This window comes from Polyangiaceae bacterium, from assembly GCA_015075635.1.
Taxonomy (GTDB): domain Bacteria; phylum Myxococcota_A; class Polyangia; order Polyangiales; family Polyangiaceae; genus JADJKB01.
In genome coordinates, this window is sequence record JABTUA010000001.1 from 3,048,818 (window position 1) to 3,073,418 (window position 24,601).

Annotated in this window: 20 protein-coding genes; 14 read left to right on the forward strand and 6 right to left on the reverse strand. The window is 71.8% G+C overall.

The window, feature by feature from the left end; genetic code table 11:
* Positions 1-2 precede the first annotated feature (2 nt).
* Positions 3-1,622, reverse strand: a complete 1,620-nt coding sequence (locus HS104_13790) for a serine/threonine protein kinase (protein ID MBE7481041.1) — start codon at positions 1,620-1,622, stop codon at positions 3-5.
* Positions 1,623-1,829: 207 nt separating this feature from the next.
* On the opposite strand from HS104_13790, the gene HS104_13795 reads away from it, so the two are divergent.
* From HS104_13795 to rfbB, 10 genes are all read left to right on the forward strand, one after another.
* Positions 1,830-3,083, forward strand: coding sequence for a serine/threonine protein kinase (locus HS104_13795; protein MBE7481042.1), 1,254 nt, complete (start codon positions 1,830-1,832; stop codon positions 3,081-3,083).
* Between the two features lie 11 nt (positions 3,084-3,094).
* Complete coding sequence (locus HS104_13800; protein MBE7481043.1) at positions 3,095-3,529, forward strand: hypothetical protein; 435 nt, start codon at positions 3,095-3,097, stop codon at positions 3,527-3,529.
* A 446-nt stretch (positions 3,530-3,975) separates the two neighbouring features.
* A complete protein-coding gene (locus tag HS104_13805) occupies positions 3,976-5,754 on the forward strand; it encodes an HNH endonuclease (GenBank protein ID MBE7481044.1) in 1,779 nt (592 codons plus the stop codon).
* The gene (locus HS104_13810; GenBank protein ID MBE7481045.1) at positions 5,751-8,330 is read left to right on the forward strand and encodes a CehA/McbA family metallohydrolase; all 2,580 of its coding nucleotides are present in this window, start codon (positions 5,751-5,753) and stop codon (positions 8,328-8,330) included. The genes HS104_13805 and HS104_13810 overlap by 4 nt, the downstream gene beginning before the upstream one ends.
* 68 nt (positions 8,331-8,398) lie before the next feature.
* Positions 8,399-9,700: a nucleotide sugar dehydrogenase gene (locus tag HS104_13815; protein MBE7481046.1), complete on the forward strand. Its 1,302-nt coding sequence runs from the start codon at positions 8,399-8,401 to the stop codon at positions 9,698-9,700.
* A gap of 152 nt (positions 9,701-9,852) precedes the next feature.
* Positions 9,853-11,064, forward strand: a complete 1,212-nt coding sequence (locus tag HS104_13820; protein ID MBE7481047.1) for a sulfatase — start codon at positions 9,853-9,855, stop codon at positions 11,062-11,064.
* Between the two features lie 23 nt (positions 11,065-11,087).
* The gene (locus HS104_13825) at positions 11,088-11,666 is read left to right on the forward strand and encodes a Uma2 family endonuclease (GenBank protein MBE7481048.1); all 579 of its coding nucleotides are present in this window, start codon (positions 11,088-11,090) and stop codon (positions 11,664-11,666) included.
* Between the two features lie 7 nt (positions 11,667-11,673).
* Positions 11,674-12,543 carry a glucose-1-phosphate thymidylyltransferase RfbA gene (gene rfbA / locus HS104_13830; GenBank protein ID MBE7481049.1) on the forward strand — a complete coding sequence of 290 codons (870 nt, stop codon included), beginning with the start codon at positions 11,674-11,676 and terminating at the stop codon, positions 12,541-12,543.
* Complete coding sequence (locus HS104_13835) at positions 12,540-13,487, forward strand: sugar nucleotide-binding protein (protein MBE7481050.1); 948 nt, start codon at positions 12,540-12,542, stop codon at positions 13,485-13,487. The genes rfbA and HS104_13835 overlap by 4 nt, the downstream gene beginning before the upstream one ends.
* Positions 13,484-14,473, forward strand: coding sequence for a dTDP-glucose 4,6-dehydratase (gene rfbB / locus HS104_13840; protein ID MBE7481051.1), 990 nt, complete (start codon positions 13,484-13,486; stop codon positions 14,471-14,473). The genes HS104_13835 and rfbB overlap by 4 nt, the downstream gene beginning before the upstream one ends.
* Before the next feature lie 20 nt (positions 14,474-14,493).
* On the opposite strand, the gene tsf is transcribed toward rfbB, so the two are convergent.
* The 4 genes from tsf to HS104_13860 all read right to left on the reverse strand — a co-directional run bounded on the left by tsf (position 14,494) and on the right by HS104_13860 (position 18,952).
* A complete protein-coding gene (gene tsf, locus HS104_13845) occupies positions 14,494-15,420 on the reverse strand; it encodes a translation elongation factor Ts (protein MBE7481052.1) in 927 nt (308 codons plus the stop codon).
* Between the two features lie 17 nt (positions 15,421-15,437).
* The gene (rpsB, locus tag HS104_13850; protein MBE7481053.1) at positions 15,438-16,331 is read right to left on the reverse strand and encodes a 30S ribosomal protein S2; all 894 of its coding nucleotides are present in this window, start codon (positions 16,329-16,331) and stop codon (positions 15,438-15,440) included.
* Between the two features lie 172 nt (positions 16,332-16,503).
* Positions 16,504-18,297 carry a protein kinase gene (locus HS104_13855; protein MBE7481054.1) on the reverse strand — a complete coding sequence of 598 codons (1,794 nt, stop codon included), beginning with the start codon at positions 18,295-18,297 and terminating at the stop codon, positions 16,504-16,506.
* 142 nt (positions 18,298-18,439) lie between these two features.
* Positions 18,440-18,952: a DUF4190 domain-containing protein gene (locus HS104_13860; GenBank protein ID MBE7481055.1), complete on the reverse strand. Its 513-nt coding sequence runs from the start codon at positions 18,950-18,952 to the stop codon at positions 18,440-18,442.
* Positions 18,953-19,039: 87 nt separating this feature from the next.
* On the opposite strand from HS104_13860, the gene gatC reads away from it, so the two are divergent.
* From gatC to HS104_13880, 4 genes are read left to right on the forward strand one after another with little or no spacing between them, the layout of a single operon-like run.
* On the forward strand, positions 19,040-19,333 hold the full coding sequence (gene gatC / locus HS104_13865; protein MBE7481056.1) for an Asp-tRNA(Asn)/Glu-tRNA(Gln) amidotransferase subunit GatC: 294 nt from the start codon (positions 19,040-19,042) through the stop codon (positions 19,331-19,333).
* Positions 19,330-20,802 carry an Asp-tRNA(Asn)/Glu-tRNA(Gln) amidotransferase subunit GatA gene (gatA, locus tag HS104_13870; GenBank protein MBE7481057.1) on the forward strand — a complete coding sequence of 491 codons (1,473 nt, stop codon included), beginning with the start codon at positions 19,330-19,332 and terminating at the stop codon, positions 20,800-20,802. Before gatC ends, gatA begins: the two co-directional genes overlap by 4 nt.
* Positions 20,799-21,404, forward strand: coding sequence for a GNAT family N-acetyltransferase (locus HS104_13875; GenBank protein MBE7481058.1), 606 nt, complete (start codon positions 20,799-20,801; stop codon positions 21,402-21,404). The genes gatA and HS104_13875 overlap by 4 nt, the downstream gene beginning before the upstream one ends.
* A complete protein-coding gene (locus HS104_13880; protein ID MBE7481059.1) occupies positions 21,401-22,591 on the forward strand; it encodes a hypothetical protein in 1,191 nt (396 codons plus the stop codon). Before HS104_13875 ends, HS104_13880 begins: the two co-directional genes overlap by 4 nt.
* On the opposite strand, the gene HS104_13885 is transcribed toward HS104_13880, so the two are convergent.
* Entirely contained in the window at positions 22,588-24,576 is a 1,989-nt protein-coding gene (locus HS104_13885; GenBank protein MBE7481060.1) for a protein kinase, read from the reverse strand. The genes HS104_13880 and HS104_13885 overlap by 4 nt on opposite strands.
* Between the last annotated feature and the right edge of the window lie 25 nt (positions 24,577-24,601).

Below are 24,601 nucleotides of genomic sequence, written 5' to 3' on the forward strand. Positions count from 1 at the left end.
GCTCAGAGTCCAGAGGCGGGAAGCTTGGTGCTGGGCTTGGGTGTGGGCTTGGGTGTGGGCTTGGCTTTGGTCGGGGTCGGGGTCGGTGTCGCGGTCGCGAGCGGCATCACCGCCGAGGGATCGTCGTCGTCGTCGTTGATCGGACGCGGCGCGCCCTCGCGCTTGGCCGCTACCGCGCGGGGCCGCGGCGTGCTCGGGGTGGTCGCGGCTGGCGCGGGCGCTCGCGTTGGGGTTGGCGTTGGCTCGGGCGCGGGCGTTGGCTCGGGCACGGCGCGAGTCGCGAGCTCACCTGCGCGCGCGACGGGCGCAGACAGCGCAGCCGCCGGCGCGGACGCGGACGCGCGTCGTTTCATGAGGTTCATCCCCGCGACGATGACCAGACCGATGAGCGCACCGGCCACCGGCGCGAGGAGCACGCGGCGCGGAATGGCGGGGCGCTTCGGGGCCAACGCGCCCAGCGTGACCGCCGGGGGCTCGGGGCTCGCCAAGCGCAGGTCGGGCGAGGTGCGCGTCTCCGCGATTGCCGCCGGATGGATGGGCGCCCGCGGCGAGTCGAGCCGCTCGGTGCCGAGCCGCGGCGCAGCCGCCGCCGCCCTCGGCGCGTCTTCGCTCACGAAGGCCGGGATCGGATCGGGCTGGGTATCGGCGTCGAGCGAGAGTGCCTTGTGCCGCTGGCTGGACCGCTCGCCGGCCGCGCGCTCCTCGACGAACCACCTCGCCGCTTGCCGGAGCTCGATCTCGAGCTCGCGCATGGTCGCCTGGCGCTGCTCGCGTTCTTTGGCGATGCCGGTGCGAACGATGCGCCACACGTAGTCCGGAACCCAAGGCGCGACGTCCGGGAGCGGCTCCGGCATCGAGTAGATCTGCATGCGTGCGAGCTCCGTGGAGCTGGGCATCTGGCGCGTGTCGCGGTTGTGCGCGAAGGGGTGAAACCCCGCCAGCATCTCGTAGAGGATCAGGCAGAGCGAGTAGACGTCCGTGCGCTGATCGATGGGCAGCCCGTCCACTCCCCCGAGCAAGTGCTCCGGCGACATGTAGGCGACGGTGCCGATGACCCGCTGGGTCTGCCTTCCCTTGACGTCACCGAGCACCTTCGCGGTTCCGAGATCGAGGACCACGGTGTGCCCGTCGCTGGTGACGAAGATGTTCTCGGGCTTCAGATCGCGGTGAACGACCCGAAGGTCGTGCGCCGCCGCCGCACCGTTGGCGATGCAGGCCGCGTGGTGGAGCGCCTGACTCACCGGCATCGGCTTGCCGTTCATCAAGTGCTCCCGGAGCGTCTTGCCCTCGAGCAGCTCCATCGCCATCCAGATGCGGCCGTCGAGCTCACCCGCGTCGAAGACCGTGACCATGTGTGGGTTCTTGATCTCGCTCAGGACCCGCGCCTCTTGCTCCAGCCGCGCCCGGAGCTCGTCGGCGTTCATGTGGCGATTTTGCAGGATCTTGATGGCGACCCGGCGCCGGAGCAGGTGGTGGACGCCTTCGTACACGTCGCCGAACCCGCCGGCGGCGACGAGCCGGACGATCTCGTAGGGCCCACAGCGCTGACCCCGATCGAAGCGCAGCTCGGACGCCCGCGCGCGCCGCCCCTCCAGATCGATGATGGTCGCTGCCTCCGCCACGACGGAGAAGAGTCTAGCGGCCGGCCCCGGCGCGGACGAGCCCGAAATCTCGGCCGAATCCCGGGCCGAAGCCGAGAGCGGAGGAGTCGTGCGGCGCGCCAAGCCCACTGCTCGGACGGCCAGAGAGCGAAGTTGCGACTTTTTTTCGCTGCGCCGAACTTCGCGCGCAACCTCTCCGCCCGCTGGGCCGATATTCTCTCCATCGCGATGGCTGCCCCTCCCGGACGTCGAACGTCAGCCGCCGCGGCCGATCCCCTCGCCGGGACGGCTTATCGCGCTCGCGGAGTCCTGGGTCAGGGCGGCATGGGGCGCGTCTACGACGCGGAGCACTCGGAGCTCGGCAAGCGCGTCGTCGTGAAGGTGCTCGCCGATCGGCTCGCGGACGACCCGGCGCTCATCGAGCGCATGCGCTTCGAGGCGCAGACGCTCGCGCAGCTGAACCATCCGAACATCGTCAAGGTCACGGACATGGGGCGGCTGCCGAGCGGCGCACCCTTCATCGTGATGGAGCGCCTGGAAGGCCGCACGCTGGGCGCGGAGCTCCGCGCGAACGGACGCCTCGGCGTGCTCGACGCGCTGCGCTGGACGCGCCAGCTCTGCGCGGCGCTGTCGGAGGCCCACGCGATCGGCATCGTGCACCGCGACGTCAAGCTCGAGAACCTCTTCGTCCACGACCTCCCGGGCGGCGAGCGCGCGCTCAAGGTCCTGGATTTCGGCGTGGCCAAGGCCCTGCCCGGCGTCTCCGATCGCACGCCGAAGCCGCCGTCCATGCCGACCGAGCAGGGCGTCCTGGTCGGGACGCCTCGCTTCATCTCACCAGAGGCGGCGCGCGGCGAGCAGATCGATCAGCGCGCGGATCTCTACGCGACGGGCATCGTCCTCTACATGCTCCTGACCGGGAAGCACCCCTTCCACGATGTCCACGGCAAGGACGCGCTCGTCGCCGCGCACGCCCATCGGGAACCCGAGCCGCCTTCGTCCCTCGCGCGGGATCCGGTCCCCGCGGAGCTCGATCGGCTGGTGCTCCGGATGCTCGCCAAGAGTCCCGCCGACCGCTGTCAGACCGCAGCGGAGCTCGACCGCGTCCTCGCTCGCGTCGAAGAGCTGGTGCAGCGACCGACGGGCTGGATGGAGACGACGGTCTTCGATCCGAGCGAGCTCGAGCCCCCGGCCAAAGCCGCCCCCGCCCCCGCCCCCGCCCCCGCACCCGCACCCGCCCCCGCACCCGCACCCGCACCCGCACCGTCTCCAGCCCAACAGCTGATGCCGACCAGCCCCGAGGCACCCGCAGCGGTCTTCGCGCTAGCGGACACGGAGCCGAGCGTGGAACCACCCCAGCGCGCCCTTCCGAGCGCGCCCGCACCCGCGCCGGAGCGCGCGCGCCGAGCGCTCGCGCCGCTGGTCTTGATGGTGCTGAGCGCCCTCTTGGTGATCGTCATCGGCGTGCTCGTGTCGAGGTGAGAAGAGATCCCATGGCTCGGCACGCGCTGTATTGGTGCACCACGCCGGACGGAGACGAGAACTGGTTCGTGGTCGCGTCGTCCGCCCGGGCAGCGCGCTCCTTTCACGAGCGCGCCGAGGGCTACGACGCCGGGAGCGCCAGCGCCGAACGCGTCGCCCCGCTGCCACCGCACCTGCTCGACGGCGGCGCTTGGCGCGACCCCGAGACGGGCGAGCTCTCCACCCGCGCGGCTTGGCCCAGCGACGTGCTCATCGAGGCTTGCGGCGGCGAGATCGCTCGGCTGCGGACCGACGCGCTTCGCGACCAGGTCGGCGTGGTGTGCAAGCTCGTTCGCTTTGGCGAGCGAGTGTTCCGAGCTGGAGACATCATCGAGAATCGGGAGCGCGTGATGGGCGTCCCGTTGCCGCCGCGCCTCGGGGTCTTTCGCGGCGGCAGGCAGCGCTGATGGGGCAGCCCGCGGGCGACAGCCAGATGTCCGCGCGGTGGGCAGGTTCGACCGTGACGCGGAGGACGCGTCCGACCTCGGCCACGCTTTGCGACGCCGCGCCCGCGCCGGCAAGCGCCGAACACGAGCTGACCGCGCGGACATGGCGACCCATGCGCCGCGCATCCTGATCCTGTTCCTGATCCTGTTCCTGATCCTGATCCTGTTCCTGATCCTGATCCTGATCCTGTTCCTGTTCCTGATTCCTGATCCTGATCCTGTTCCTGATCCTGATCCCGGGCACGCGTGTTCACATCGCGCGCATGCGCGGCTGCGCGCCGCCCCTCGCCGCCCCTCGTGGGCCCCTCGCCGAGCTCCGTCGAACAGCGCGCTCGTGACCGCGGTGCGAACAAAAATTTCTCCCCCAGCCACTTGTCACCCGTTCAGTTCCACACTACGTTCCGCCCATGTTTCCTGCTGGCTTCGCCACCAGCGGGCGGCTGGCGGGGAGCGGGGGCAGCGAGCCCGGGCGACCCGCCGTCGCCGCTCCGCTCAACGAGGTGGAGCGCCTCGACGCGCGCCTCGCCGAGCTCGCGCGGGGCAGCGGGCGCGCGCGGCTCGCGCTCGGCGAGCTGCTCGAGGCGCTCGCGCGTCGCGGGGGTCATCACGAGCTCGGCTACTCGTCGCTCGAAGCCTACGCGCGCGAGCGTACCGGGCAGAGCGGGCGCTGGGCCGTGGAGTCACGCACGCTCGCGCGCCGCCTCGCGGAGCGCCCGCTCTTGCGCGCGGCGCTGGCCTCGGGCGCGCTCGGCTGGTGCAAGGCCGAGCTCGTGGCGCGCCATGCCGAACCGGAGACGGAAGCGGATTGGGTCGCGCTGGCGCTCGGCTCGACGGTGCGAGAGCTGCGCGAGCACTTCGCGCAGCCCGAGGCGCAGCGCGACGTGGACGACACCTGCACGCTCACGTTGACGCTGAGCCAGCGCGATGCGTGGCTCTTCGCGTGGACGCGTCGCTACGCGGAGCGCGTGGCGGGCAAGCTCGACACGGACGAGCTGGTGAGCGCGCTCCTGGCAGAGGCGTTCAACACGTTGTGCGGGGCGGTGCCGTCGAATGACGTCGGCGCGCACGCCGACTCGACCAGGGAGCTCGAGTGGCGGGCTCAGCTCGCGGAGTGGAGGCAGGAGTCCGAGCGCCGCTGCGAGGCGAATTTCGCGGCGCGCGGGCCCGGCGGCGGGGGCGCGGTGGTCTCGGAGTTGCCGACCCTCGGGGCCGGGGCCCTGGACACGCGGATCGCCGCGCTGGCCGCTGAATTCGCTGCCCAGGAGGTCGAGCTCGCGCGCGCTGCGCTCGCGTTTCACCAGGCGGAGGGCGCCCGCCGCCTCGGCTACTCCACGGAGGCTCAATACGCCCGCGAGCGGCTGGGCCTGTCGGCGTCGAGCTTCCGGGCCAAGCTCACCTTGGCGCGCCGGCTGCTCGCGCCGGTGCGCGGCGCGCTCGCGCGGGGTGAGCTCGGGCTCGAGGCCGCCCTCGCGATCTCGCGGGTGGCCACGCGGGAGACCGCCGTCGCCTGGCTCTCCCGCGCCCGCGAGCGCACGGTCAAGCACCTCCTGGAGGACGTGCGCGCGGCGGAGCTGGTGCGCGACCTCGGCGGGTCCGCCGCGCCGCCCGCGCCGGAGACGGTGCGGGAGCTGCACGACCTGGAGGGGCGCCTGCTCGGTGGGGCTCGCGACGCGGTGCTCGAGGCGGGCAGCCAGATGTCCGCGCGCCTGGCGCCGCGGGTCGGCAGCGTCCGAGTGCGGCTCCGAGTGACCCGCGACACGGCGCGCTTCTTTCGCGGGCTCGGGGCGGCGCTCGGGAGGCACCTGCCGCGCAGCGTGAGCTTCACGGAGCTGCTCTGCTTCCAGTTCTGGGACGCCTGGAAGCACCTGTGTCAGCGCGACGAGGCCTACGCGCGGGTCTACGCGCGCGATCGCTACACCTGCTCGAGCCCGGTGTGCTCGCGGCACGACGTGACGCCGCACCACATCCGCTTCCGCTCGCAGGGGGGCAGCGACGAGGAGGACAACGTGACGGCGCTCTGCACGTGGTGCCACCTGGAAGGTGTGCACGGCGGGCACATCGAGGTCACGGGCCAGGCGGGCGCGCTCAGCTGGCGGCTGGGCGGGTTGCGCGTCGAGGGGCGGGACAAGTCCGCAACTTTGGCGCAGGCTCGGGCGCCCGGCTTGCGCTACCTTTCGTCGGGATGAGAACTGCACTCGGCCTCGGGCTCCTGGCGCTGATTGTAGCCTCCTGCTCCTCCGACGACGGCGGCGGGGGCGGGGGCGGCGAGACTTGCCCCAAAGAGGGCGAGGGCTTCGCGGCGGGCGATCCGGCGGGGCACGCCGATCCGTTCGGGGCCAAGGCGGCGAAGCAAGCGCGCGCGGGGCGGGTGCAGAGCGACGCCCAGATCGTGCAGCCCGCGCACGGGCGGCAGCGCGTGCGCGTGGGGGACTTCGTGCTGGCGAACGAGCACGTCGCCGCGTACATCGAGGACAAGGGGCTGTCGGACGGCTACCAGCGCTTCGGCGGCGAGATCCTGGCCATCGATCGCGTGGGCGACGACGGGCGGCCGGTGGGCAAGTCGTACTACGGCGAGACGCTGATGGCGCTCGGCATCGACATGATCGAGCCGGAGAGCGTGAGCGTGGTGAACGACGGCGCGGACGGCAAGGCCGCGGTGGTGCGGGTGGCGGGCCCGTTGAAGCCGATCCCGTTCTTGGACGGCTCCCTCGGCGCGCTCTTCCCGCGCCGCTACAGCGGCTTGATGGCCGCGTACGACTACGTGCTCGAGCCAGGCGCGAAGAAGCTCGTCATCCGCGTGGGTATGAAGAACCCCGGCGAGGAGCCGGTGAGCATCGGCGCGGGGAACATCAGCGACGCGATGCACGGCTTCTTCCACCTGAGCCGCAACCAGTTCGCGAGCGCCGAGACGGGCGTCGGCAAGTCCACCGGCAAGGTCAGCTACGCGGGATTCGTCAACGAGGACTCGTCGTTCGCGTGGCGGCTCCCGGGCGGCGAAAAGCTCGAGGTGGGCCTCGAGGTGAGCGGCTTCGTGTACTCGCTCGGGCCAGGGTTCACGGTCGAGTCCTGCCAGACGCACTGGACGGACCACGCCGAGGTCATCCCCGGCGCGGCTGATTTCGACGGCCTGCGCCAGGCCGTGCGCCAGGCCGACGGGCTCGAGAGCCGCGCGGTGAGCGGCGTGGTGAAGGACGCGGCGGGAGCGCCGGTGGCCGGCGCCGTCGTGCACGCGCTCGACGACGCCGGCGCCTACCTGAGCCGCACGCGGAGCGGCGCCGACGGGAAGTACACGGTGCACCTCGACCCCGGTCAGGGCGCGAAGCTGGTCGCGCAGAAGCAAGGCTACGCGCTCAGCCCGGAGGTCGCCGTCGCGAGCGACGCGACGAGCGCCGACCTCGGCCTGCCCGCGCACGGCACGCTGCACGTGACGGCCAAGGACAAGGTCAGCGGCAAGGCGCTGCCGGTGCGCGTGCAGGTCATCCCCACGACCGCGCTGCCGAAGGTGCCGGACGCCTACGGCGTGGAGGGCGAAGCCAACGGCCGGCTGTACGTCGATCGCGCCATGACCGGAGACACCAGCTTGCGCGTGCCACCGGGCGAGCACCGCGTGATCGTCACGCGCGGTTGGGAGTGGGAGCTCTTGGACACGACCGTGACCGTGGCCGCGGGCCAGACCGTGGACGTCGCGGCGGAGCTCGAGCACAGCGTGGACTCCACCGGCTGGATGTGCGCCGACTTCCACATCCACTCCTGGTTCAGCGCGGACTCCAACGATCCGGTCGTCGACAAGGTGAAGAGCGCCATCGGGGACGGCCTCGAGGTCCCGGTGTCGAGCGAGCACGAGTGGGTGATCGATTTTCAGCCCATCGTCGAGCAGCTCGGGATGAAAGAGTGGGCGTTCGGCATGCCGAGCGAGGAGCTGACGACCTTCACCTGGGGCCACTTCGGCGTGGTGCCGCTGTTCCCCAAGCCCGACGAGGTCAACAACGGCGCCATCGAGTGGGTCGGCAAGAAGCCGCCGGAGATGTTCGCCGACGTGCAGAGCCGGCCGGAGAACCCGGTGCTCATCGTCAACCACCCGAGCGGCGGCGGGTTCGGCGCCTACTTCAGCCAGTCCAACTTCGACGACGCGACGGGCGTCGGCAAGGCCAAGGACCTCTGGAGCACCGACTTCGACGCGGTCGAGGTGTTCAACGACTCGAGCTTCGACGAGAACCGCAGCACCACGGTCAAGGACTGGTTCGGCCTCCTGAACGCCGGCCACACCATGTGGGCCGTCGGCTCGAGCGACACGCACCACATTCGCAGCAAGGCGCCGGGATATCCCCGCACGTGTCTGTACTTCGGCCACGACGATCCGCAGCAGCTCACCGCCAACGCGGTCCGCGACGTGCTCGCCAAGGGCACCGCGACGGTGAGCGGCGGCCTGTTCATGACCGTCGAGGGCCCAGGTGGCGCGAAGCCCGGGAGCACCGTGACCGGCAAGCCGGCGACGGCGGACTTCACCGTGACGGTGCAGACCGCGAGCTTCGTCGATGCCACCACCCTGGAGGTGATCGTCAACGGGGTGAGCCAGAAGACCGAGCCGCTGGCGCCGCTCGGCACGGGGCCCGGCAAAAAGTTCGTGAACGTGGTCAGCGTGCAGCTCGATCCGGCGAAGGCGCGGAACTGGGTGGTGTTCCACGCCCGCGGCGAAACGAGCCTCCAGCCGCTGATGGGCCGTTCGTCCTTCGCCGCGTCGAACCCGGTCTTCTTCGAGTAAAGCTTGCGGGGTGAACCGGGCTCGTGGCCCTGGCATCGAACGCCAGGACCTCTTACATTGCGCCCGCCATGGCCTCCCTCTCCGAGAAGATCGCCCAGAAGACCGCTCACGTCGTCGTCGTCGGCATCGGCTACGTCGGCCTGCCCCTGGTGGCCGAGCTGGTGCGCGCGGGCTTCCGCGTCACCGGCCTGGACTACGACAAGGAGAAGGTCCGGCTCCTGAACGCCGGCGAGTCGTACATCCAGGACGTGCCGACGGCCGACATCGCACCCCACGTGAAGTCGCGGCGCTTGGGGGCCACCGCAGATCCGGCGATCTTGTCCGAGGCGGACGCCGTCATCGTCTGCGTCCCGACTCCCCTCAACAAGACCAAAGACCCGGACATGCGCTTCATCGTCGAGGCCACCGACGAGATCGCCAAGCACCAGCACCCGGGCATGTTGATCGTGCTGGAGAGCACGACCTACCCGGGGACCACCGACGAGGTGGTGGTGCCCAAGCTCACCGAGAAGGGCGCGGTGCTCGGCAAGGACGTGTTCGTGGCCTTCTCGCCGGAGCGCGTGGACCCGGGCAACCAGATCTACAAGACCAAGAACACGCCCAAGGTCATCGGCGGCGCCACGCCGGAGTGCCTGAAGATGGTGCAGGCCTTGTACGGCAACATCATCGACACGCTGGTGCCGGTCTCCAGCACCGCCACGGCGGAGATGGTCAAGCTGCTCGAGAACACCTTCCGCGCGGTGAACATCGGCCTGGTCAACGAGGTGGCGATGATGAGCCGGCGGCTCGGCCTCGATCCCTTCGAGGTGATCCGCGCCGCGGCCAGCAAGCCCTTCGGCTTCATGCCCTTCTACCCGGGGCCGGGCCTGGGCGGGCACTGCATCCCCATCGACCCTTTGTACCTGTCGTGGAAGCTCCGCACGCTCAAGTACCAGGCGCGCTTCATCGAGCTGGCCGACACCATCAACAGCGCCATGCCGGACTACGTGGTCGAGCGCGTGACCGACGCGCTGAACGACCAGAAGAAGGCCGTGAAGGGCTCGAAGATCCTGGTCTACGGCGTGGCCTACAAGCGCGACGTGAACGACATGCGCGAGAGTCCCTCGTTCCACGTGATCCACGGCCTGATCGGCCGCGGCGCCGAGGTCAGCTACATGGACCCGCACGTGCCGAGCTTCGACGAAGAGGGCATGCAGATGACCAGCGTCGATCCGGCGTCGAGCTTCGCGAGCTACGACTGCGTGGTCATCGTCACCGACCACGAGAAGCTCGATCGCGGGCGCTTGCTCCGTGAGGCGAAGCTCATCGTGGACAGCCGCGACGCGCTGCACGGCGTCGCGGGCGATCGCTCGAAGGTGTACGGGCTCTGAGACTCGTCCGACTGCTGTTCGTCGCTCTGGCCCTCTCCGGCTGCGAGGAGCGCGCGAAACCGGCGGGGCCTGCGCCCTTCCCCAGCGCCGGGCCCTCGTCCGCGCCGGCTGCCGCCCCCTTCCCCAGCCCCGGCGCCGCCGCCGCGCCGAGCGTGCCGCGCGAGCTCAACATCCTGCTCATCACCATCGACGCGCTCCGCGCCGACATGCCCTGGCTCGGCTACCCGCGCGCGATCGCGCCGAACCTGACGCGCTTCGCGGAGAAGGCAGTGGTCTACACCCACGCCTCCGCCCTCTCGAGCTACACCTCGATGAGCCTGGGCGGGCTGATGAGCGCGCGCTACCCGTCCGAGCTGCCGCGGAGCGGCCTGGCCACCAGCGCCTTCGGCCCGGAGGCGCTGATGCTGGCGGAGGTGCTGAAGGCCGGCGGCCTGAAGACCCTGGCGGTGCACGGCCACGTGTACTTCCAGGGCGACACCGGGATGAGCCAGGGCTTCGACGACTGGCGCGTGGTCCCGAAGATCACCACCCTGCCCGCCCGCGAGGGCCACATCGTGGACGACAAGCTCGCGGACATGCTGATCGAGGGCTTGAAAGAGCACGGCAGCGGGCGCTTCTTCGCCTGGGTCCACTTCATGGACCCGCACTTCGCCTACGCGCGCCACGAGGGCCAGCCGCGCTTCACCGGCTCGGCCTACGGCGACGCCGGCAGCGTGGTGCCGCCCGGCACTCCGCTCGGCGAGGTCGGCCAGTCGCTCCGGAACCTCTACGACGGCGAGGTGCTGTTCACCGACGCCCAGGTCGGGCGCGTGCTCGACTTCGTCGAGCGGCAGCCCTGGGCGGACAAGACGGCCGTGGTCATCAGCGCCGACCACGGCGAGGCCTTCGGCGAGCACAAGAGCACCTTCGAGCACGGCTACACGCTGTGGGAGGTGCTGACCCGGGTGCCGCTCCTGATCCGCGTGCCCGGCTTGCCGCCGGCGCGCATCGACACCCGGCGCAGCCACATCGACCTCGGCCGCACGCTGTGCGAGCTCGCCGGCGTGCCGGCGCCGGAGTCGTTCCGCGGCGTGAGCCTGGTGCCCGAGCTCGGCGGCGCGCGTCCCCCGGTCCGCGACATCGTGATCGACATGCCGTACACCGATCAGGCGCCGCGCCGCCGCGCGCTGATCACCGGCGGCAAGAAGATCGTCGTCACCGAGACCGAGCAGGTGCCGCAGGTGTTCGACCTGGACGCCGATCCCGCGGAGCAGAACGACCTGGGCAGGCAGAAGCTGGCGGACGAGCTGCGCGCGAAGTGGACCGAGGTCGATCGCGCGCTGCCGGACTTCCCCGCGCCGCGCCGGGGCAAGCGGCGGTACTGAGGGACGTGCTATCTTGGCCCCGGATGTCGCGCCTCGCCGAACGCACGGGGCTCTCCCCCGCCGAGTACCTGACCTGGGAAGCGAGTCAGCCGGAGCGCCACGAGTACTTCGACGGCGAGGTCTTCGCCATGGCCGGAGGCAGCCCGCGCCACAACGCGCTGGCGGTGAACGTGAGCGCGGCGCTCCTCGGCGGCCTTCGAGAGAAGGGGTGCAGCGTGCTCTCGTCCGATCAGAAGCTCGGCGTCGGGCGAGGGACGCGCTACGTGTACGCCGACGTCACGGTCGTCTGCGGCCCGCTCCGCTTGCAGTCGGGCACGACCGACGTGCTGGAGAACCCGAACGTCGTCGTCGAGGTGCTCTCGGGCACGACGGAGCAGTACGACCGCGGGCTGAAGTGGGAGAGCTACCAGCGCCTCGAGTCACTCACGGACTACCTGCTCGTCTCGCAGACCGAGGCCCGCATCGAGCACTACCGCCGGGGCGCCGACGGTGATTGGACCTACCGGGCGGTCGAGGGCGGCGGCCGCGTGGAGCTCGCGAGCGGAGTGACGCTGGACGTGGACGCCATCTACTCGGGCGCGTTCTCGATAGAAGGGGAGTGAGCTCGCCGTGAAAGGCATCCTCCTGGCCGGCGGCGCCGGCAGCCGGCTGTATCCGCTGACCGAGGTCGCGTGCAAGCAGCTCGTGCCCGTGTACGACAAGCCGATGGTCTTCTACCCGCTCACCACGCTGATCGACGGCGGCGTGCGGGAGCTCTGCCTGATCTCGACGCCCGTCGATCTGCCGCGCTTCCAGCGGCTGTTCGGCGACGGCAGCCGGCTCGGCCTCCGCATCGGCTATCGCGAGCAGGCGCGGCCGGCGGGCATCGCGGAGGCGCTCTTGATCGCCGAGGACTTCGTGGGCGAGGACTCGGTCGCGCTGATCCTGGGCGACAACGTCTTCTACGCGGGGGACGCGCTCGCGCGCGCGTTTCGGGACTACGCCTCCGGCGCCACCATCTTCGGCTATCAGGTCAAGAACCCGGAGCGCTACGGCGTGGTCGAGCTCGACGACGCCGGCCGGGTGCTGAGCATCGAAGAGAAGCCCGCGCGCCCGAAGAGCAACCACGCCATCCCGGGCCTCTACCTGTTCGACGCGCGCGCACCCGCGCTCGCGCGCCAGCTCCGGCCGAGCGCCCGCGGCGAGCTCGAGATCACCGATCTGATACGCAAGTATCTGGAGCAGGGCGCGCTCCGCTGCGAGCTCCTGGCGCGGGGCACGGCGTGGCTCGACGCCGGCACGAGCTCCAGCCTGCACGAGGCCTCCGCCTTCGTGCAGACCGTCGAGAAGCGGCAGGGCATCAAGCTCGGCTGCCCGGAGGAGGCCGCGTTCCGGCGCGGCTTCATCGACGAAGCCGCGCTCGCCGGCCTGGTCGCCGCCATGCCGGCCTGCGAGTACCGGGAGTACCTGGCGAGCGTGCTGGCCGAGGCGCGCCGATGAAGCGCGGGCCGGTGGTGGTGTTGGGCGGCACCGGCTGGGCCGGCGGCGTGTTCGTGCGCGCGCTCGAAGCGCGCCGCATCGAGCACGTGGTGCTGAGCCGCAAGAGCGTACTGTACGACCGCTTCGGTGTCCTACGCGAGGCGCTCGAGGGCCTGAAGCCGAGCTTCTTGATCAACGCCGCCGGCTTCAGCGGCAAGCCCAACGTGGACGCCTGCGAGGACGCCCGCGGCGAGACCTTGCGCGGCAACGTCACGCTGCCGCTGACCGTGGCGCACGCCTGCGAGGTCACCGGGACGCCGTGGGGCCACGTCAGCTCGGGTTGCATCTACTCGGGAGCGAAGCTCGGCGGCGTGGTGCACCGGGACCTGCTCGCGCCGGAGGCGCAGGCGCTGCTCGCGGCGGGCACGCCCGCCGAGGGCTTCACGGAGGACGACCCGCCGAACTTCAGCTTCGACGCTCCGCCGTGCAGCTTTTACAGCGGCAGCAAAGCGCTCGGCGAGGCGGTCCTGCAAGACGCGCCGGGCCTCTACGTCTGGCGCATCCGCCTGCCCTTCGACGAGCACCACGGGCCGCGGAATCTCTTGAGCAAGCTGCTCGCCTACCCCAGGCTCTACCAGCACCTGAACTCGCTCTCGCACCTGGGTCAGGCGGTGGACGCCGCACTCGGGCTCTGGCTCTCGGGCGCGCCGTTTGGCACCTACAATCTCGTGAACCCCGGGCTCGTCTCCACGCGCGAGATCGCGGCGTTGCTCCAGGAGCACCTCGTGCCAGGTCGGAGCTTCGAGTACTTCGCGGACGACGCGGAGTTCTACTCGCAGGGCGTGCGGGCGCTGCGCTCGAACTGCGTGCTCAGCGCGGACAAGGCCCTCGCTGCCGGCGCGAAGCTCGCGCCGGTGCGCGAGGCGCTCGCCGACGCCCTCACCCGCTGGGACGGCCCGCGGTGAGGGTCCTGGTCACCGGCGGCGCCGGCTTCGTGGGCGCGAACCTGGTGCGCTTCCTGCTCGCGCAGCCGGAGGTCGAGCGGCTGGTGAACCTGGACGCGCTGACTTACGCGGGGCACCTCGAGAGCCTCGAGGACGTCGCAGACCCGCGCTACGTGTTCGAGCACGTGGATCTCCGAGAGCGCGAGCGGGTGCTCGAAGTGCTCGGCGCGCACGCCGTCAGCCACGTGATGCACCTGGCCGCCGAATCCCACGTCGATCGCTCCATCGCCGCGCCGGCGGACTTCATCCACACCAACGTCGTCGGCACGTTCCATCTGCTCGAGGCAGCGCGAGCGACCGGCGTCGAGCGACTGCTGCACGTCTCGACCGACGAGGTGTACGGCTCGCTGGGCAGTGACGGGAGGTTCAGCGAGAGCACGCCCTACGCGCCGAATTCGCCCTACTCGGCCAGCAAGGCGGCGGCGGACCTGCTCGCGCGCGCGTATCACCACACCTACGGCTTGCCGGTCTTGGTCAGCAACTGCTCGAACAACTACGGCCCCTACCAGCACCCGGAGAAGCTCTTCCCCACGGTGATCCTCGCGGCCCTGGGCGAGGCGCCCATCCCGGTCTACGGCGACGGTCAGAACGTGCGCGACTGGCTGCACGTCGAGGATCACTGCCGCGCGCTCTGGGCGGTGCTGCGCCGCGGCCGAGTCGGCGAGACCTACGCCGTGGGCGCCGAGAACGAGCGGGTGAACCTCGAGCTGGTCGGCCTGCTCTGCGACGCGGTGGACGCGCACCTGGGCCGCCGCCCGGGCCGAAGCCGCGAGCTGGTCACGTTCGTCCCGGACCGGCTCGGGCACGACCGCCGCTACGCCATCGACCCGGAGAAGCTCCGGAGCGAGCTCGGCTGGCGGCCGGAGCGCGCGTTCGACGCCGGCATCCGCGCCACCGTCGCGTGGTACGCGGACCACGCGACGTGGGTGGAGCGGGTGCGGCGCTGACCCGAGCAGTCGAGTCGAGGCTAGTTGCCGGCCATCTTCGCGACCTCGGCCGCGAAGTCTTCGCCGGTCGGCTTCTCGATGCCCTCGCCGAGCTGGAAGCGCGCGAACTGCTTGAAGGCGACGTCGCCGCCGAGCGCCTTGCCCAGCTCGGCGCGCAGCTGATCGACGGTCTTGCCCGCCTCGATCACGCTCTCCTGCTCGAGCAGGCAGACTTCCTTCATCCACTTGGCGAGCTTGCCCTCGATGATCTTGGGGCGCGCCGCGTCGGGCTTGCCCTCCTCAATCAGCTGGGCGTCGTAGATCTCGCGCTGCTTCTGCTTCGCGTCCTCGGGCACGTCGCCCTTGGCGAGCCACTGCGGGCTCATCGCCGCGGCCTGCATCGCCACGTCGTCGATGAACTTGGCGAACTCGGGCTTGTCCGTGGCGCCGGGGGCTGTGGCCTGGAGCGCGACGAGCACGCCGACCTTGCCGCCCATGTGCACGTAGGCGTGGACCTTGCCGCCGTCCACGCTCAGACGCTCCCAGCGGCGCACGATGATGTTCTCGCCGAGCTTGCCGACCAGGGCCTGGCGGTTCTCCTCGACGCTGCCGCCGCCCGGGAAGGGCTCGGCCGCGAGGTCCGCGCCGGTCTTCGCCTTGGAGGCGACGTCCAGGATCTTCTGCACGAAGGCCTTGAACTCGTCGTTGCGGGAGGCGAAATCGGTCTGGATGTTGACCTCGACCATCACGCCGGAGAGCCCGTCGGGCGCCACGCGCGCGGCGACCTCGCCCTCCGTGGCCACGGCCCCGGCGCGCTTCGCGCTCTTGGCGAGGCCCTTCTTCAGGATGATCTCGACGGCCTTCTCCATGTCACCGGAGGCCTCCAAAAGCGCGCTCCGGCAGTCGTTCAGACCAGCCGAGGTGCGATCGCGAAGCTCCTTGACCTGCTGCATGCTGATTTGGCTCATGACTCTCTCCTGAAAGCTCAGCTCTCGCCGCCGCGCCGCTGGTACATGACCTCGGCGGCGGGACCGGCTGCTGCCGCGCCCTCGCGCTCGCGGCTCGGGGCGTGCTCGCGCCGGCGCGCGGCCCCGTAGATGCACGCGTCCGCGACGGCCGCCGTGATCAGGCGCACCGAGCGGATGGCGTCGTCGTTGCCCGGGATCAGGTAGTCCACCCGGTCCGGGTCGCAGTTGGTGTCCGTGATGGCGACGATGGGGATGTGCAGGCGGCGCGCCTCGCTCACGGCGATCAGCTCCTGCGCCGGATCGATGACGAACACCGCGCTCGGCACCGAGCCCATGCCCTTGAGGCCGCCGATGTACTTCTCGAGGCGCAGGCGCTCCTTCTCGAGCTTGACGGTCTCCTTCTTCGGCAGCTGGCTGTAGGTGCCGTCTTCCTTCATGCGCTCCAGGTTGCGCAGGCGCTCGAGGCCGCCCTTGATGGTGCGGAAGTTCGTCAAGCTGCCGCCCAGCCAGCGGTTGGTGACGTAGAACTGGCCGGCGCGCTGCGCCTCTTCCGCGACGATGGCCGCGGCCTGGCGCTTGGTGCCCACGAACAGCACGTGACCGCCGCGCGCGGTGGTGTCCGCGAGGAAGTCGAAGGCGCGCTTGAACAGACGCGAGGTCTGATCGAGGTCGATGATGTGAATGCCGCTGCGCGCGCCGTAGATGTACGGGCGCATCTTCGGGTTCCAGCGCTTGGTCTGGTGTCCGAAGTGCGTGCCGGCCTCGAACAGGTCGCGCACGCTCAGCGGGTTCGCGGGATCGCGGGGCTCGCGCGTGTCGCTCTGCGCGCGCTCGGCAGCGAGCACGGCGGTGAGCGGCGGAGCCGCGGGCGGCGGGGACACTTCGGTCGTGATGTCGGGGGTCTCGGTCATGATGCGCATTCCTTTCGGTTGAGCCTCCGTCCCGCGCCGGGGGGCCCGGCGAGCGTCGTGCTCGCCGAACACCGTTCCCGGTCGTTCGCGCTTCGGGACGTGGGGTCTCCTCGCCGAGGGGTCCCGGCGAAGGGGCGCGGAACTTACGGCAAGCCGCGGGGCTAGTCCAGGCTCACAGGCCCGAGGCCGGCAGCTTGGTGGCCGCGGGCTTGGGCTCGGCGCGCTTGTCCCTGGGTTTTTCCGGGGCGCGCTCGGGTTTGGGGGCGGGCCTCACGACCGCGGTCCGAGCCGTCTGCGCCAGCGCGGGGGCCGCAGCAGGCGCCTCGGCGCTCGGCAGCGGGGCGGGCTCGGGGCTCGGGGCGGGCTCGGCGCTCAGCGTCGGCTCCGGCTCGGGTGGGTTCGGCAGGGCTTCGACCAGCGCGGCGGGCTCCTGCTTCGGCGCGCTGGCCCTCCCCCGAAGCGCCGCAAACGACCCGACGCCACCCACCAAGATGACGAGCGCCAGAACGCCCAGGTAGAGCGGCGTGCGGCTCGGCGCCGGGGTGCGGCTCGACGGCGCAGGGGTCGCGGACATGAACGGCGGCGGCGTCTCCGCGAGGCCGAAGGCTGGCAGCGGCGAGACCTGGGGCATGGACCGCGTGCCCGGCATCGGGGGCGACAGCTCCGCGGCGGGCACGGAGGTGCGAGTCGGCGCTTCGTTGGGCGGCGGAGTGACCGGGCCGTCGATGGGCAGCGTGTAGTCGTCGCGCACCGGACCGGATTGCGCTGCCGACGGTGGCGCCGAGGCGACCAGCGTGTCCTCGACCCCGAGCGCGACGCTGCTCGCGCCGGCCACGGTCTGGAAGCCATCCTTCGCCCACTCCATGCCGGTCTTGGTGTCCGCGGTCGCCGAGAGCGTGGTGGTGCCGTCGACCGGCGTGCCGCCGATCAGCGTGGTGTTGACGGAGGGCGGCGGATTCGAGCGCCTCGCCACCAGCGGCGCCTCCACCGTGGGCAGCTCCGAGACGCGGCCGGCGACGCCGTCCGGACGGGTGGACGGCAGCGCGGTGACCTCACCTTGGGTCGGATCCTGATAGCCGGCCTCGGGGGTCACCGAGCTGGTGGAAGGCACGCGCGCCGCGCGCTTCAAGAGCGCGCGCAGCGACGCCGCCACTTGCTTGGCGCTCGAGGGCCGCGCCGCCGGATCCTTCGCGAGCAGCCCGCTCACGATCTCGTCGAGCTCCGCTGTGACGCCCCGGTGGAAGCTGGACAGCTTGGGCACCGGCTTGGACAGGTGCGCGAGCAACAGCTCGTTCGCGTCACGGGCGTCGTCGAAGGGGCCCTCGCCGGCGATGGCCTCGAAGAGCACCAGGCCGACTGCGTAGAGGTCAGCCCGGGCGTCCACCGCCTGACCCTTGGCCTGCTCCGGTGACATGTAGCGAGGCGTGCCGATGGCCACGCCGCGCGCCGTGATCACCTCGGCGCTCTGGTCGGCGAGCTTGGCGATGCCGAAGTCGAGGATCTTCACGCCCCCGCCGGTCACCACGAAGATGTTCGGAGGCTTCACGTCGCGGTGAACGATGCTGATCTGGTGGGCGGCGGAGAGCCCGTCGAGCACCGCGGCGGCGAGGCCGAGAGCCCGGGGGATGCCGAGCGCGTGCTCGCGCTTGAGCAGATCGGCCAGGGTCTCGCCCTCCACGCGCTCCATCACGTAGAACGGCACCCCGTTGTCGCTGGTTCCGGCGTCCGTGACGTTGACGATGTTCGCGTGGTTCAAGCGGGCCAGCGCGCGCCACTCCTGGCGCAGCCGCGCGACCAGGTCCTTGCGGCTCGCCAGCTCGCGGAACAAGGCCTTGAGCACGAACGGCTTGCCGAGCTCGGTGTGCTCCACCAGGTACACCGAGCCCATGCCCCCGGAGCCCAGGTGGCCCAGCACCCGGTAGCGCGTTCCGGGCACGATCTGTCCATCGGCGAACTCTCGGCTCATGCGGCGGGGCGGCGCCGGCCGTGCGGGGTGGCCGGAGACCAGCGTCGAGGGTACGCCCGCGCGGGAGGGGCGTCGAGGCCAAGGCTTCTTCCCGAGCACGCGCGGCCCATCGGGCACAGCCGGCGCAGAGTTGCGCGCTTTGTCAGCCCAGGAGCGCGGCCAGCACGAAGATCACGAAGTACACCGCCCAGCCGAGGAGGTTCAGCACGCCCAGGATGATGCCGGCGATGGCCAGGCCGCCGCCGCCCACGTTGGCCGGATCCTTCTTGACGGCGCCCCGCGCGATGATGCCGGCGATGATCGCGGGGATGCCCGTGAGCGGGCCCAGGCACATCAAGATGCCGCACACGAGCGCGAGCACGGCGGCGGTGCTCGCCGGAGGCTTCTCGCCTTTCGGCATGCCCGTGGTCGGGTCGATGGTCATGGCGTGCAACGCCATCGTCTGCTTGCCGCCGGTGATGGGCTTGCCGCCTCCACCCGGCGGAGGCGCGAAGCCACCCGGCGGCGCCGGCTGGAAGCCACCCGGCCCAGGCGGCGCACCCGGCGGTCCGTAGCCTCCAGGCGGTCCGTAGCCTCCAGGCGGTCCGTAGCCTCCAGGCGGACCCCAACCCCCACCTTGCGCCCGACGCGTCTCGGACCCGGGCTCGAAGCTCATGGGTCTTTCTACCTCACCCGCCCGAGCGCTGGCGAGGGTGGAGCGCGACTGGCCTGTCGCGAGGCCTTGTTTTACGGTCCGCGGCCGATGGCCGTGACCCGAGACGAAGTGCGCCGTATGGCCCGGCTGGCCCGCCTCCACCTCGCCGAGGAAGAGCTGCCTCGGCTCGAGGCCGAGCTCAGCCGCATCGTGGCCTACGTGGACGAGCTCGGCGGCGTGGACGTTGGCGGCGTGAGCGAAGCTACAGGCGTCGGCCCCAGCGTCGCGCCCTTGCGCGACGACGAGCCGCGCCCGGGCCTGTCTCGCGAAGCCGCCCTCGCCGAGGCCCCGCGCACGAGCGACGGGGCGTTCGCCGTGCCGGAGTTCGTGGACGAGTCATGAGCGCGCTCGGCCTGTCGATCGCCGAGCTCGCCGCGAGCGTGCAGAGCGGCAGCGTCGCGGCCGAGGAGGTCGCGCGGCAGAGCCTCGCGGCGATCGCTCGGCGAGCGAGCCTCAACGCCTTCCTGCACGTCGCCGAGGACGCGACCCTCGAGCGCGCCCGAGAGCTCGACGAGCGCCGCCGCCGCGGCGAGGCGCTGGGCCCCTTGGCGGGAGTCCCCGTCGCGCTCAAGGACGCGCTCTGCACGCTCGATGCGCCGACCACCTGCGCCTCGAAGATCCTGACCCGCGCCGGCAAGGGCTGGCGCCCGCCCTACGACGCCACGGTGGTGGCGCGGCTTCGAGCCGCCGACGCGCTGCTCGTGGGCAAGACCAACATGGACGAATTCGCGATGGGCTCGTCCAACGAGAACAGCGCCTTCGGTCCGGTGAAGAACCCTTGGGACGAGTCGCGCATCCCCGGCGGCTCGAGCGGCGGCAGCGCAGTGGCGGTGGCCGCTGGCCTGGTCAGCGGCGCGCTCGGCAGCGACACCGGGGGCTCGATTCGCCAGCCGGCGGCGCTCACCGGCAGCGTCGGGCTCAAGCCGAGCTACGGGCGCGTGTCGCGCTTCGGTCTGATCGCCTTCGCGTCGAGCCTGGATCAGATCGGCCCCTTCGCCCGCGACGTGCGCGGCGCAGCGCGCCTCCTGTCGGTCATCGCCGGCCACGATCCGGCCGACTCCACCTCGTCCGCCGCGCCGGTGCCCGACTTCGAGGCCGCCTGCGAGCGCGATCCGAAGGGGCTGCGGGTCGGCGTGCCCGAGGACTACTTCGGCGAGGGCCTCGACCCGGAGGTGCAGGCCGCGGTGCGCGCGGCGATCGCTCGCCTCGAGTCCGACGGCCTGAGCGTGGTGCCGATCGCGATGCCCCACACCCGTCACGGCGTGGCCACGTATTACGTGCTCGCCACCGCGGAGGCCTCGAGCAACCTCGCGCGTTTCGACGGCGTGCGCTTCGGCCTGCGCGAGGAGGCGCCCGGCTCGGACCTCGGCGGGTTGTACGAGGCCACGCGCTCCGCCGGCTTCGGTCGCGAGGTGAAGCGCCGCATCCTGCTCGGCACCTACGTGCTGTCCGCCGGCTATTACGACGCCTACTACGCCCAGGCTCAGCGCGTGCGCGCGCTGATCTGCAAGGACTTCGAGCGCGCCTTCAGAGAGGTGGACGTGATCGCCACGCCGACCAGCCCGACCGCCGCCTTCGAGCTGGGCGCGCGGATCGAGGATCCGCTCGCCATGTACCTCGCCGACGTCTACACGCTCCCGGCCAGCTTGGCGGGCGTCGCAGCGCTCTCGCTGCCGGTGGGACTCACCGGCGCGGGACTGCCCATCGGCATGCAGCTGATCGCGCCGGCGTTCGCCGAGGAGCGCCTGCTCTCGGTCGCGCGGGCGGCGGAGCTGACGAGCCCGTTCCAGGGTGCGAGGCCGCCGTCGTGAGCGACGTCCGCGCGCTCCCGGTCTCGGCCGCCCACGGCGCGGGCCTCGCCGCGCTGTTCGAGCGCACGGGCTCGCCCTGCTTCTGCCGCTGGTGGCACTTCGACGGCGACAAGAACGCCTGGCTCGATCGCTGCGCGAATCGTCCAAACGAGAGCCGCGACGAGCTCGCCCGAGCGCTCGCGAGCGGCAGCGACGAAGCGCGCGGCGTGGTCGCGGTGGACGCGGACGGTCAGGTCGTGGGCTGGATGAAATGCTCACCGGCCAGCGCCGTGTCGAAGCTCTTCGAGCAGCGCTTGTACAAGGGGCTGCCCTGCCTGAGCGAAGATCGCAGTCGGGTCTGGGTGGTGGGCTGCTTCTTGATCGACGAGGCCTGGCGGCGCCGCAAAGTGGCGGGTGCGCTGCTCGATGCTGGGCTCGAGCTGGCCAAGAGCGCGGGCGCCCGGAGCCTCACGGCCTTCCCGCGACGCGCCGAGGGCGTGCCGCCGGAGCAGCTCTGGACCGGACCCTTCGAGCTCTACGTCGCCCGGGGCTTTCGCGTCGTGAACGACTTCGCGCCGTATCCGGTGCTGCGCTTCGACTTCCCGGCGGGGTCCGGCGCGTGAGGCGGCTCTGGCTCTGGGCGCTCGCCTCGCTCGTGCTCCCCGGCTGTCAGCGCTGCTCCTCCAAGACCGCGGCGCGCGACGCCGGCGAGGCGCCGCTGGCCGTCGGCACGCCGGCGCGGGCCGCGGCTCCCGCGATGCGACCGCTGGACACGCCGCAGGGCTACGGCCTACCGAGCGGCTGCCGATTTGACGGCAAGGTGGAGAGAGCCCAGCTGCCGGAGGGTCGCACGCGCTTCGTCGCCGCGCGCGCGACGCTCGACGCGCTCGCGCTGGCCCATGGCCAGACCGCGGTGACGTCGGCGGGCTTCGTCGACCTCGCGACCCGCGCCGTGAGCGACGCACCCTGGGCCGAGCTCGAGGCGCCGCCGCTGATGGAGCGCGGGCGCGCGGGCTGGCTCGCCGCCTGGCTCGACTCGACGGCGCTCGGCACGCGGCGCGCGCTCCTTTGGCGCGGCGGAGCCAGCGCCGAGGTGCTCGCCGAGGGCGACCAGCTCGAGCTCTCCGACGTCGCCTGTGCGGGCGACGACTGCGCGATCCTCGCGAGCCTGGTGCGGAGCGCCGCGGCTCCCGGCGCGAGCTGGCTCGCGGGCAAGGCGGGCGCGCCGGCGAGCAGCTGGCGGCGCACCGACCTGGACCTCGGCGGAGACGAGCCCTGGCTGCCTTTGGCCATCGCCGGGCTCGCGGAAGGCGGCGCCGGTTGGGCGGCGCTGTCGAGCGGCAAGCACGTGGCGCTCTTCTCGGTGAACGCCGAGCGCGCCGAAAAGAAGCAGGTGCTCGACGCGCCCCACGGCGCCTACGACGCCACGCTCGGCCCGGAGCCGCTGGTGATCGTCCCCGGCGATCGCATCGACCGCCCGTGCGGCGCCGAGGAGTTCCCCGTCGTCGTGCTCGGCTCGGGCGGGCAGCGTCACGAGCTGCGCACGCCGGCGCCGCCGGAGAGCGTGATCGCGCGCCCGCTCGCCCACGGCGCGCTGGTGGCCTGGGTCGCGCCGGTGAGCTGCCAGCTCCAGGAGCGACGCGTGGTCTACCTCACTCGTCTCGACCCGAGCGGTGCCCCGGCGTCGAGCCCGATGGCCGTCGCGGACGCCACCGGCTTCGCCCTCGCCACGCGCGGGGACCAGCTCTCGCTCTGGCTGATCTCGGGCCAGGAGCTGTCCTGGGTGCGGGCGCGCTGCCCGAAGGGCTAGCCTCTCGTCCAGCCCGGCGCGACCAGCAGCCCCGCGGACAGGCCGATGAACAGCGCGCGCGCGGTCACCGCCGGCGAAACGCCGGTCAGCGCGAGGCGCTCGGTCAGCTCTCCGATCGAGCGCGTGCCCGGCGCGGCGGCGAGCACCAGCGACTCCTCCGCGTCGAGACCGAGCGCGTCGAGCTCGATGGGCGGAGCAGGGTGGAGCGCCAGCGGCGCCAGGCCGATGGCCGCGAGCGCGTCTTCCACGTGACGCGGGGCGAGACGCTCGCGCACCAGGCGCGTCACCCACACCGCCGGTGAGCGCGCGGGCGGGACGACCTCGTGACCCGGGCGCTCGCCTCTGCCGAAGCTCACGTCGCCACCCGACCAGCTCCCGAGATCGATGGCGCGCGCTTCGATCTGCGCGTGCAGCGCGCGCACCAGCGCGGCCGGGCGCAGGTAGCCCCGATCGACCAGCGTGACCCCGAGGTGCTCGCCGCTCGCAGCGGAGTCGCAGAGCGCCACGCCGAGCTCCTCGGTGCGCACCAGACCCTGAGCGACCAGGCGGCGCCCGAGCAGCTCCTCGCGCTGCGTGCTCGCCACCGTCACCGGCGCGCCGCCGCGCAGGTAGATGCGCTTCTCGCGCCGCCGGTCCCGCGCGACCAGGAGGCCCGTCGCGCGCTTCGCCGCCAGCGCGTACAGCAGCGACGGCAAGCCGCTCGGCACGAGCGGCGCCGGCTCCGAGCGCTCCGGCAGCGTGCCGAAGGCGTAGGCGGGTTGGCCCACGATGCGGCCGAGCGCGGCGATCTCGGAGATGGGCCGCGCGGCGCGCCCGGGCTCGATGACGCGCGCGCTGCCCGGCACACGGCCGGTCACGACGAGCTCGACGAGATCCGCGGGGCCGAGCAGCCCGACCTCGCGCCCGACGGCCGCCTCGAGGCGGAAGCGCGCGTCCATGTCCGGGACGCGCCCGGGCTCGGTGGGGCGATCGCTCGGCACCGCGCGCAGGCGCGGCGGCATCGGGATGGTGTCACGCGCCTGGACTGCCGGCCTGACCCCGCTGCCCGGCATGATGCCGAGCTCGGACAGCCAACCCGAGAGCTCGCTGTCGGACAGGCTCACGCCGGCGGCGCGGGCGACGGCCCGCAGGCTGTCGGCGAACTCGTCCGCGGACGCGAAGCGATCTCGGGGGTGCTTCGCCAGCGCCCGCCGGAGCATCCCGAGCAGATCGGGCCGCATGCCCTGAGCGTGGCGCTCGAGCACGCCGAGATCCGCGTCGTGGATGCGCGACAAGATCTCGATCTCGCTGCGCCCCGGGAAGAGCGGGCGAGCCATGAGCATCTCCGCCAGGATGATGGCGACGGTGAACAGGTCGCTGCGCGCGTCGATCTCGCTGCCCAGGGCCTGCTCCGGCGACATGTAGCCGATCTTGCCCTTGAGCTCGCCGGGGTTCGTGCGCCGGTCGATGAAGTCGCTGCGCACGATGCCGAAGTCGGTCAGCTTGACCTCCCCGGCGCGACCGAGCAGCACGTTCCCGGGGGACACGTCCCGGTGCACGATGCCCAAAGGTCGCCCGCGGTCGTCTCGGGCGGCGTGCGCGAACGACAGCGCCCGGAGCACCTCGTGAGTGATGAACAGCGCAGCGCCGAGGGGCACCCGTTCGCCGCGAGCCGCCACGGCGCGCAACAGCTTCGCGCAGGAGACGCCCTCGACGTACTCCATGGCCATGAACAGCTCGCCGTCTTCCTCGCCGAAGTCCACGACCTGCACGATGTTCGGGTGCGCGAGCGCAGCGCAGATCCGAGCCTCGTCGCAGAACATCGAGACGAAGTGCGGATCGCGGGCGAGCTGCGGCAGGATGCGCTTGATGGCGAAGCGCTTACTGAAACCCCGCGGCCCGGCCCGGCGCGCGATGTAGACCTCCGCCATGCCGCCCGAGCCGAGGCGCTCCCCGAGCTCGTACGGGCCGAGGCGCTGGCCTCTGGCGGCGGGCAGCTCTGCCATGATCGAAAACCTACCAGACGCGCGT

What these genes read in the sequence shown, in the direction of transcription:
- HS104_13825 (MBE7481048.1), top strand. Translation starts at nt 11,088, where the DNA reads ATGTCGCGCCTCGCCGAACGCACGGGGCTCTCCCCCGCCGAGTACCTG.
- HS104_13860 (MBE7481055.1), bottom strand. Translation starts at nt 18,952, where the DNA reads ATGAGCTTCGAGCCCGGGTCCGAGACGCGTCGGGCGCAAGGTGGGGGT.
- HS104_13855 (MBE7481054.1), bottom strand. Translation starts at nt 18,297, where the DNA reads ATGAGCCGAGAGTTCGCCGATGGACAGATCGTGCCCGGAACGCGCTAC.
- gatA (MBE7481057.1), top strand. Translation starts at nt 19,330, where the DNA reads ATGAGCGCGCTCGGCCTGTCGATCGCCGAGCTCGCCGCGAGCGTGCAG.
- HS104_13795 (MBE7481042.1), top strand. Translation starts at nt 1,830, where the DNA reads ATGGCTGCCCCTCCCGGACGTCGAACGTCAGCCGCCGCGGCCGATCCC.
- HS104_13810 (MBE7481045.1), top strand. Translation starts at nt 5,751, where the DNA reads ATGAGAACTGCACTCGGCCTCGGGCTCCTGGCGCTGATTGTAGCCTCC.
- HS104_13815 (MBE7481046.1), top strand. Translation starts at nt 8,399, where the DNA reads ATGGCCTCCCTCTCCGAGAAGATCGCCCAGAAGACCGCTCACGTCGTC.
- HS104_13835 (MBE7481050.1), top strand. Translation starts at nt 12,540, where the DNA reads ATGAAGCGCGGGCCGGTGGTGGTGTTGGGCGGCACCGGCTGGGCCGGC.
- gatC (MBE7481056.1), top strand. Translation starts at nt 19,040, where the DNA reads ATGGCCGTGACCCGAGACGAAGTGCGCCGTATGGCCCGGCTGGCCCGC.
- tsf (MBE7481052.1), bottom strand. Translation starts at nt 15,420, where the DNA reads ATGAGCCAAATCAGCATGCAGCAGGTCAAGGAGCTTCGCGATCGCACC.
- rpsB (MBE7481053.1), bottom strand. Translation starts at nt 16,331, where the DNA reads ATGACCGAGACCCCCGACATCACGACCGAAGTGTCCCCGCCGCCCGCG.
- HS104_13805 (MBE7481044.1), top strand. Translation starts at nt 3,976, where the DNA reads ATGTTTCCTGCTGGCTTCGCCACCAGCGGGCGGCTGGCGGGGAGCGGG.
- HS104_13800 (MBE7481043.1), top strand. Translation starts at nt 3,095, where the DNA reads ATGGCTCGGCACGCGCTGTATTGGTGCACCACGCCGGACGGAGACGAG.
- HS104_13885 (MBE7481060.1), bottom strand. Translation starts at nt 24,576, where the DNA reads ATGGCAGAGCTGCCCGCCGCCAGAGGCCAGCGCCTCGGCCCGTACGAG.